The sequence below is a fragment of the Parabacteroides distasonis genome (assembly GCF_004793765.1).
GTDB classification, from domain to species: domain Bacteria; phylum Bacteroidota; class Bacteroidia; order Bacteroidales; family Tannerellaceae; genus Parabacteroides; species Parabacteroides distasonis_A.
Map to the genome: position 1 here is coordinate 1 of NZ_SRYM01000087.1, position 8,052 is coordinate 8,052.

Here is an 8,052-nt window from a genome sequence, read left to right on the forward strand (position 1 = left end):
CATGAGTATGCTAATTATCGTTAACCGTATTCTGTTTTTATATTATAGTTCATATTATTATACACTTTCTCATTCTAGCGATGCCCGCTACCTCTTTCCGTTCGTGCCTAGACAAACGCCTCAAAAACAAAAAATCCTGTAAAGCTTTCGCCTTACAGGACTCTCTGCGGAAAGACAGGGATTCGAACCCCGGGAACCTCTCAGTTCAACGGTTTTCAAGACCGCCGCAATCGACCACTCTGCCATCTTTCCAATAAGTAAATCGTGTGACCTGGGAGGGGCTCGAACCCTCGACCCAATGATTAAGAGTCATTTGCTCTACCAACTGAGCTACCAAGTCATTCCGTTTTGCTATCGTTACTTTTTCAAACCACCGTTTGTTTCTCGATTGCGGGTGCAAAGATAGAGGTTTTATTTTTCCCCGCAAACTTTTCGACTACTTTTTTTCATAAAATTTTAATCAAACTCGTAAATATCCGAGGGTGTAGTCCGCTTCAACGCTACCAATGAAACATCTTTCCCTACCCTTATGCCTTCTTGGAAAAGACGTATATCCACTGTCTTATAGGCCAGTTCGGGATGGTTATTATCCCGGCTTAGATGGCAAAGCCAGATATTCCTCAAATCGGTATTATAGTGGGTCGCCAAGAACTCTGCTGCCTCTCTATTGCTCAAATGCCCGGTAGGGCTCGCCACCCGCTCTTTCAAGAAAGCAGGATACGTACCAAAACGGAGCATCTCCTCATCATAGTTCGCTTCCAATATCAAATGGTTTGCCATGCAGATATATTTCCCGACCGTGTCTGTAATATGCCCCACATCAGTAGCGAAAGTAAACTTATGATTACCATACTCGATATGGTAACCCACGTTATCGGTACTATCGTGAGGCACCTCGAAAGCCGTGATACGGAAATCACGGATCAGGAATGGAACTTCTTTCTCTATAACCTTGCGGGAAACACATAAGGTTTCCTCCACATACCGGCTCTTATCAATCCCTCTGTGCACGTCGGCTGTCGCATAGACAGGAATGCAAAGCTTCTCGCCCAAATACCCGACCGTCTTGATATGATCCGCATGATCGTGGGTAATCAACACAGCCACGATCTTGGTAAAATCGATCGACCGATCCTTAAGTACTTTCTTTATGGTCCGGATTCCGATACCTGCGTCAATCAGTATACCGAATTCCAAAGTCCCCAAATAATAGCAGTTCCCACTGCTCCCACTCGCCAAACTCAGAAATGATAGTTTCATACTCTCCTATTCCGCAACACTGCTTTTTTCTGTTTTACATAGTAACACTAGGGGCGGAACGTCTCAGGGATCGATACCTCCCCGATCAACGAGCAGTTCATATGCTCCTTCACCTCGTCTGGTGTCAATCCATGGCCGAAAAGGAACATCAGCTTCGTCACGGCACTCTCCGTCGTACTATCGAAGCCGCTCGTCACGCCTGCCTCCAACAATTTGTGCCCCGTCTCATAACGGTGCATTTCCACACTTCCAGCCCTACACTGGGTAACATTCACGATGACGATACCACGGTCTACAGCCTCCTTCAACATATTCAAGAACCATTCCTCGCACGGAGCGTTTCCGCTTCCGAATGTTTCCATCACCACGCCTTTCAACCCCGGGATATTCAGGATACTTTCCACTACCTGCGGAGAAATTCCGGGGAATAGTTTGAGTATAGCGATATTTCTGTCTAACAAATAATGCGGCTTCAGCGGCTTACGCGATACCGGATGATATACCTGCGGCAGATCATACTTGATATAGATACCCGCATGAGCCAAAGCCGGATAATTGTACGAACGGAATGCGTTAAAATTATCCGCATTAATCTTGCTCGTACGGTTCCCTCTCAATAAATCGTTCTCAAAAAAGATACAGACCTCCGGGATCAACGGCAAGCCATTCTCCTTGGCGGCCGCTATCTCGATCGCCGTAATCAAGTTCTCCTTTCCATCGGTACGCAACATCCCGATCGGTAATTGCGATCCCGTAAGGATCACCGGCTTACTCAAGTTCTCAAGCATAAAACTCAATGCCGATGCCGTATACGACATTGTATCCGTACCATGCAGTACCACGAAACCGTCGTATTTCTGATAATTATCGGCGATGATTTTCACGATCTTCATCCACGAATCCGGCCCCATCTCCGAGGAGTCCATCGGAGGATCAAACTGTATCGTGGCCACCGAATACCCCAGCTTCTTCAACTCCGGCATATTATCCTTCAAATGCTGAAAATTAAACGACTCTAACACTCCAGTCTCCGGATTCTCGATCATACCTATCGTACCACCCGTATATATCAACAGGATGGAAGCCTTGTCTTGTTGAGTATGCATGTCCATATAATTATGCAAAGTTAATAAATTATTCTTCTCCTTTCAACACCGGAACGCTTATATGATATTTTACAGCGATTATACGTGCTAAGAACACGCTCAGTGCTGATACGAACTGTATCATCGCCGCCGACATGGAAGTTTGCATACATATATAATATATCAAACCGCCAAAAACGCAAGCCAACGCATAAATATCTTTCCGGAATATCAAAGGTTCCTCATTAATCAATATATCCCTCATCATACCGCCAAACGAGCCGGTTATGGTTCCCATCACGATCGCCACCCACATAGGAAACCCGAAATCCAAGGTCTTGGCGATACCTACCACCACAAACAACCCCAATCCGATAGCATCGAATATAAAAAATGTATTGTTCAAACGGATCACGTATTTTCGGAAAGCGATAACGAACAACAAAGCCAAGGCCGAGACAATCAAATAAGAGGCTTGTTCCATCCAAAAAGGCACCGCATTCAATAAAATATCACGAATCGTACCTCCTCCTACAGCGGTCACGACACCCACCACATAGGCGCCAAACCAATCAAATTGTTTCGCCGAAGCCAACCTTATGCCACTTATGGCAAATGCGAAAGTCCCAGTATAGTCACAGAAGGTGATAAAATCTATCATTTTGTTTTTTTCGCAAAAATACGGAATAGTTCGCAAATAACAGCATTTATAGAAAGAATACCTAACTATAATTTAAACCAAACGAATCCATTAATGTTTATTATATATAAGTTTGCGAAGTGGTTATAACTGTAATCTATTGATTTTTATTCACAAAAGAGAATTGAACTAGATGAAGATGAAAAAAAGCATGTTGATCGGGGTGATCTGTCTGCTATCCAGCCAATGGATATGGGGGCAACACTTCCCTCAGATGGATGCCCGTAATTACGTGAGCGACACGGCCCTTTTCATTCCACGCCGCCCTTGGTTGGCAACAGGTGAGGTATTCGGAATGAACATGGCAGTCTGGGCTTTCGACCGTTTCTTAATGAACGAGGATTTCGCAAAGATAAACGGACATACGATTAAGCAAAACTTCAAGACGGGGCCTGTTTGGGACACAGATAAGTTCTCTACCAATCTGGTGGCCCACCCTTATCACGGATCGTTATATTTCAACGCAGCCCGTAACAACGGACTGAACTTCTGGCAGTCCATTCCATTCGCAGCAGGAGGCAGCCTGATGTGGGAATTTTTTATGGAAACCGAACCACCCTCCATCAATGACATGCTTGCCACCACTTTCGGAGGTATAGAATTAGGTGAGATTACCTACCGACTCTCCGACTTATTCATCGACAACCGTTCCCATGGGGCGGAACGTGTGGGACGGGAAATCTTATCCGGCTTGATCTCCCCGATGCGGGCGATCAATCGTATCATCACGGGAGAAGCATGGAAACACAGCAACTCCAAGGGGCGTGTCTACACCTCGGTTCCCGTGAACTTCATCGTAGGTGTCGGTCCTCGTTTCCTTGCCGAGCAGGAAGACTCCAAGCATGGCACTACGAGTATGCACGTATCCTTTAGGTTGGATTATGGAGATCCTTTCAATGATGATTACTATTCACCGTATGAATGGTTTCAGCTGAAGGCCGGTTTCGATTTCTTCTCCAGTCAGCCGCTCATCAGCCAAGTCAACGCTGTTGGGGCTATCTGGGGAAAACAGGTATGGAGCAAAGGGTCTCGTAGTCTGGCCGCTGGAATCTTTCAGCATTTCGACTACTACGATTCCGAATTAAAATCCAACAGTTCCCAAACAGTCGCCCCCTACCGTATATCGGAAGCGGCGGCAGTCGGTGGCGGATTGATCTATTACAAGAGAGGCACGCCGGACAATAAGGTAGATGTTTACGCCGAATTATACGGAACAGGAGTCGCCTTGGGAGCAAGCATCTCCGATTACCTCCGGCTGGAAGAAAGAGATTATAATTTGGGAAGCGGTTATAGCGTGAAAGCGTTTACCGGATTGGCCTACGATAAACGCTGGGCATTCTTGATCGATCTGGAGAACTACCACATCTTCACATGGAAAGGATACGAGCCAAACATAGACTGGAATGCGGTGGACCCTACAAAATTAAACGTACAAGGTGATGCCGGCAACGCACGTTTAACGGTATTTTCCACCACCTTAGCCTATATGTCCAAACATAAATGGAATATTGCGTTGCGAAATCGTTATTTCTCTCGCCGTACCCATTATAAGTATCATAAAGATATAGATAACTCCACGTATGATATTATGCTGACGCTTGGGTGGAGGATTTAATTCTTCCGCTCAAGCTCACGCAGATTCTCCATCTTCTTGCGCTGCATAAACTCATAGATGCCTTCCAAATGCTCCGTAACTTTTTGGTTTCCGAACTCATAGACCTTAGAGACCAGCCCATCCAAGAAATCACGGTCGTGGGATACGACGATCAACGTCCCGTCAAAGTCAAGCAACGCCTGCTTCAAGATATCCTTCGTCTTCATATCCAAATGGTTTGTCGGCTCATCCAGAATCAGCAAGTTCACAGGCTCCAATAATAGCTTAATCATGGCCAGACGTGTACGCTCGCCACCGGAAAGCACCTTCACCTTCTTCGCAGAGTTCTCGCCGCCAAACATGAACGCACCCAGCAGATCCTTGATCTTATTACGGATATCGCCCTGCGCCACATCGTCGATCGTCTGGAAAACTGTAAGGTTCTCATCCAGCAGGGAGGCTTGGTTCTGGGCGAAATAACCGATCATCACGTTATGCCCCAGCGTCAACGTTCCCTCGTGCTCGATCTCTTTCATGATACACTTCACCAAGGTAGACTTACCCTCGCCATTCTTTCCGACAAAAGCGATCTTATCCCCTCGCTCGATCATCAGATTAGCGTTCCGAAAAACCGTATGATCGCCATACGCTTTCGAGACATTCTCGATCGTCACCGGATAAGAGCCTGAGCGGGGCGAAGGCGGGAACTTCAAGCGCAAAGCCGAGGTATCTTCCTCATCCACCTCCAAGATCTCCAGTTTCTCCAGCATCTTCACGCGGCTCTGCACCTGCAAGGTCTTGGAGTACGTGCCCTTGAAACGCTCGATGAACTCTTTCGTCTCGGCGATCATCTTCTGTTGCTCGTCATAAGCCTTCTGCTGTTGCTCCCGACGTTCCTTCCGCAATTGCAGATACTGGCTATAGTTTACCTTATAATCATAAATCCGGCCCATCGTCACCTCAATCGTACGAGTCGTGATACGATCCACGAACGCACGGTCGTGGCTGATCACCACTACGGCCTGACCGTTATCAATCAAGAAATCTTCCAACCACTGGATAGACTCAATATCCAAGTGATTCGTCGGCTCGTCCAGCAAAAGGACATCCGGTTTCTTTAATAGCAGTTTCGCCAACTCGATACGCATACGCCAGCCACCGCTGAATTCACTGGTTTTTCGGTCGAAATCCTCCCGTTTAAAACCCAGTCCCAACAAGGTTTTCTCTATATCGGCGTCGTAATTGATCTCCTCTATGGAATAGAATTTCTCGCTCAAGGTAGAGACCCGCTCGATCAGTTCCATATAACCATCCGACTCATAGTCCGTACGAGTTTCCAATTGCTTATTCAATTCGGCGATCTCAGCCTCCATCTCGTGCAGATGGGCGAAAGCCTGCGCCGTCTCCTCGAAAACGGTACGGCCATCCTCCGTCATCAAATGCTGCGGCAAATAAGCGATCACGGTATCTTTAGGGGCGGACACTTTTCCACGACTTGGTTCCCGCACGCCGGCCAAGATCTTCAACAAGGTAGATTTACCGGCGCCATTCTTACCCATCAAAGCGATACGATCTTTCTCGTTAATCACAAAAGAAACATCGGAGAAAAGGGCGCTTCCACCAAACTCAACTGTTAGTCCGTCAACTGAAATCATATGTTTATCTTAATACAATGAATATAATGAAGCCGCAAAGATAAGAAAACTTTCATTAGGGATCTACAGAAGATTTCATACGATCTTTCCGGGGCAAGACCAAGAAGAAATTAGTTGCCAACGACGTCGATTGTATTTCTGACAGCGTCAGCATTATTGCCAACGTCGTCGGCAACCAACTTCATAAGGGGCGATCCCTTAAACTATCTTAAAAAAGCAGACGCATCCACTATTTCCCAATGAAACGCTTGTTTTATAAACAGAAAAACCTATCTTTGCACCCGCTAATACAAACAGCTTAAATTAATCATTCAAACATGGCAACAAAAATCAGATTGCAAAGACACGGTCGTAAAGGTTACGCCTTCTACCAAATCGTGATCGCAGACAGCAGGGCTCCACGTGATGGAAAATTTATTGAAAGGATAGGTTCTTATAATCCGAACACTAATCCTGCTACAGTAGATTTGAACTTCGAGAGAGCTTTGTATTGGTTACAAGTAGGTGCTCAACCTACAGACACAACTCGTAACATCCTTTCTCGCGAAGGCGTTTGCTTGAAAAAGCATTTATTGGAAGGTGTTAAGAAAGGTGCGTTCGACGAAGCCGCAGCTGAGGAGAAATTCCAAGCTTGGTTGAAGAACAAACAAGCTTCCGTACAAGCTATCAAAGAAAAAGACAGCGAAGCAGCTAGAGCAGCAGCTAAAGCACGTCTTGAGGCTGAGAAGGAAGCTAATAAGGCAAAAGCAGAAATCGTAGCTAAAAAGAAAGCAGAATTGGCAGCAGCTGAAGCTGCTAAGCAAGCTGAGGAAGCAGCCGCAGCGGCTCCTGCTGAAGAAGCTCCGGCAACTGAAAGCGCTGAATAATTCGTGCGATGCCAAAATAAAAAAGAGGACATTTTTCAATGCCCTCTTTTTTTATGCCTTTTTCTATCGACTTACTTCTTCAGCAAGAACGTATCGATCTGTTTCACGAACTCCTCACGGGGAAGAGCTCCCATCGATATCTGAGGCTGCCCTTCCTTAGGGATAAACAAGAACGTAGGAATACTTTGTATACCAAAAGCAGCAGCCAACCCCTTTTCCTTATCCACATTTACCTTATAAACTACGATATCATCCTTATACAAGATAGCCAAATCCTTCAAAATAGGAGCCACTTGCTTGCAGGGACCACACCAGTCCGCATAAAAATCGATGATACAAGGCTTATCACCTTCATATACCCATTTCGTAGCATTCTTCTCGTAATTGAATACCTTTTGCAGGAACTCGGCCTTGTTTAAAGTAACGACCTCTCCCTTGGAGGCGGTACCGACCTCACTTGATTTATCTGATTTAGCGGACATCAAGCAGCTTACTAATAGCAGCACAACCGAAACCAGCCATAAACCTTTCAACTTTCTCATATAGAAACCTTTTTACTTGATTGATAAATTATTTGCTACAAAAATAACAATAAAAAGGGGATTCCCACACATTCTATTCTTAAAAGAAAAAAATAGACAAAAAGAAAAAAGCGCATAAGACTCTTGTATATTCCAAAAGAATGTGCTATCTTTGCAACGTAATTAAACAGAACGATTGATCGCAAAATATATTGGAAAGATGGCAGAGTGGTCGATTGCGGCGGTCTTGAAAACCGTTGAACCGAGAGGTTCCCGGGGTTCGAATCCCTGTCTTTCCGCAGAAAGCAACTATTTCTAGTTGCTTTCTTTGTTTCCACCCCCTCTTCTTTATCTCTTCAAATCCAAGTACT

7 protein-coding genes and 3 tRNA genes are annotated in these 8,052 nt (G+C 45.5%); 3 read left to right on the top strand and 7 right to left on the bottom strand.

Translation table 11 applies throughout. From position 1 onward, the window contains the following. Window positions 1-167 precede the first annotated feature (167 nt). The 5 genes from E5342_RS18170 to E5342_RS18190 form a co-directional block, all read right to left on the bottom strand. Window positions 168-252, bottom strand: a tRNA-Ser gene (locus E5342_RS18170). A 15-nt stretch (window positions 253-267) separates the two neighbouring features. Continuing rightward, window positions 268-340 (bottom strand) — tRNA-Lys (locus E5342_RS18175). Window positions 341-456: 116 nt separating this feature from the next. After that, a complete protein-coding gene (locus E5342_RS18180; protein WP_121735190.1) occupies window positions 457-1,260 on the bottom strand; it encodes an MBL fold metallo-hydrolase in 804 nt (267 codons plus the stop codon). A 47-nt stretch (window positions 1,261-1,307) separates the two neighbouring features. Further along, window positions 1,308-2,372, bottom strand: a complete 1,065-nt coding sequence (locus tag E5342_RS18185) for an asparaginase (protein ID WP_121735189.1) — start codon at window positions 2,370-2,372, stop codon at window positions 1,308-1,310. A 22-nt stretch (window positions 2,373-2,394) separates the two neighbouring features. Beyond that, window positions 2,395-3,006, bottom strand: coding sequence for a trimeric intracellular cation channel family protein (locus tag E5342_RS18190; protein ID WP_005858164.1), 612 nt, complete (start codon window positions 3,004-3,006; stop codon window positions 2,395-2,397). 172 nt (window positions 3,007-3,178) lie between these two features. Between E5342_RS18190 and E5342_RS18195 the strand changes: the two genes are divergently transcribed. Continuing rightward, window positions 3,179-4,660, top strand: coding sequence for a DUF3943 domain-containing protein (locus E5342_RS18195; protein ID WP_135960005.1), 1,482 nt, complete (start codon window positions 3,179-3,181; stop codon window positions 4,658-4,660). On the opposite strand, the gene E5342_RS18200 is transcribed toward E5342_RS18195, so the two are convergent. After that, window positions 4,657-6,294, bottom strand: coding sequence for an ABC-F family ATP-binding cassette domain-containing protein (locus E5342_RS18200; protein ID WP_135960006.1), 1,638 nt, complete (start codon window positions 6,292-6,294; stop codon window positions 4,657-4,659). The two genes, E5342_RS18195 and E5342_RS18200, sit on opposite strands and share 4 nt — an antisense overlap. Before the next feature lie 317 nt (window positions 6,295-6,611). Here E5342_RS18200 and E5342_RS18205 point away from each other — a divergent pair, with 317 nt between their 5' ends. Next, window positions 6,612-7,160, top strand: a complete 549-nt coding sequence (locus E5342_RS18205; RefSeq protein WP_121735186.1) for a 30S ribosomal protein S16 — start codon at window positions 6,612-6,614, stop codon at window positions 7,158-7,160. 71 nt (window positions 7,161-7,231) lie between these two features. Here the strand turns inward: E5342_RS18205 and trxA are convergent, their stop codons facing one another. Further along, window positions 7,232-7,702 carry a thioredoxin gene (gene trxA, locus E5342_RS18210; protein WP_121735185.1) on the bottom strand — a complete coding sequence of 157 codons (471 nt, stop codon included), beginning with the start codon at window positions 7,700-7,702 and terminating at the stop codon, window positions 7,232-7,234. Window positions 7,703-7,895: 193 nt separating this feature from the next. Between trxA and E5342_RS18215 the strand changes: the two genes are divergently transcribed. After that, window positions 7,896-7,980, top strand: a tRNA-Ser gene (locus tag E5342_RS18215). Window positions 7,981-8,052 lie beyond the last annotated feature (72 nt).

Bases quoted from the DNA above. Each gene is read 5' to 3' on its own strand.
- E5342_RS18185 (WP_121735189.1), bottom strand. From the start codon at position 2,372: ATGGACATGCATACTCAACAAGACAAGGCTTCCATCCTGTTGATATAT.
- E5342_RS18205 (WP_121735186.1), top strand. From the start codon at position 6,612: ATGGCAACAAAAATCAGATTGCAAAGACACGGTCGTAAAGGTTACGCC.
- E5342_RS18180 (WP_121735190.1), bottom strand. From the start codon at position 1,260: ATGAAACTATCATTTCTGAGTTTGGCGAGTGGGAGCAGTGGGAACTGC.
- E5342_RS18200 (WP_135960006.1), bottom strand. From the start codon at position 6,294: ATGATTTCAGTTGACGGACTAACAGTTGAGTTTGGTGGAAGCGCCCTT.
- E5342_RS18190 (WP_005858164.1), bottom strand. From the start codon at position 3,006: ATGATAGATTTTATCACCTTCTGTGACTATACTGGGACTTTCGCATTT.
- E5342_RS18195 (WP_135960005.1), top strand. From the start codon at position 3,179: ATGAAGATGAAAAAAAGCATGTTGATCGGGGTGATCTGTCTGCTATCC.
- trxA (WP_121735185.1), bottom strand. From the start codon at position 7,702: ATGAGAAAGTTGAAAGGTTTATGGCTGGTTTCGGTTGTGCTGCTATTA.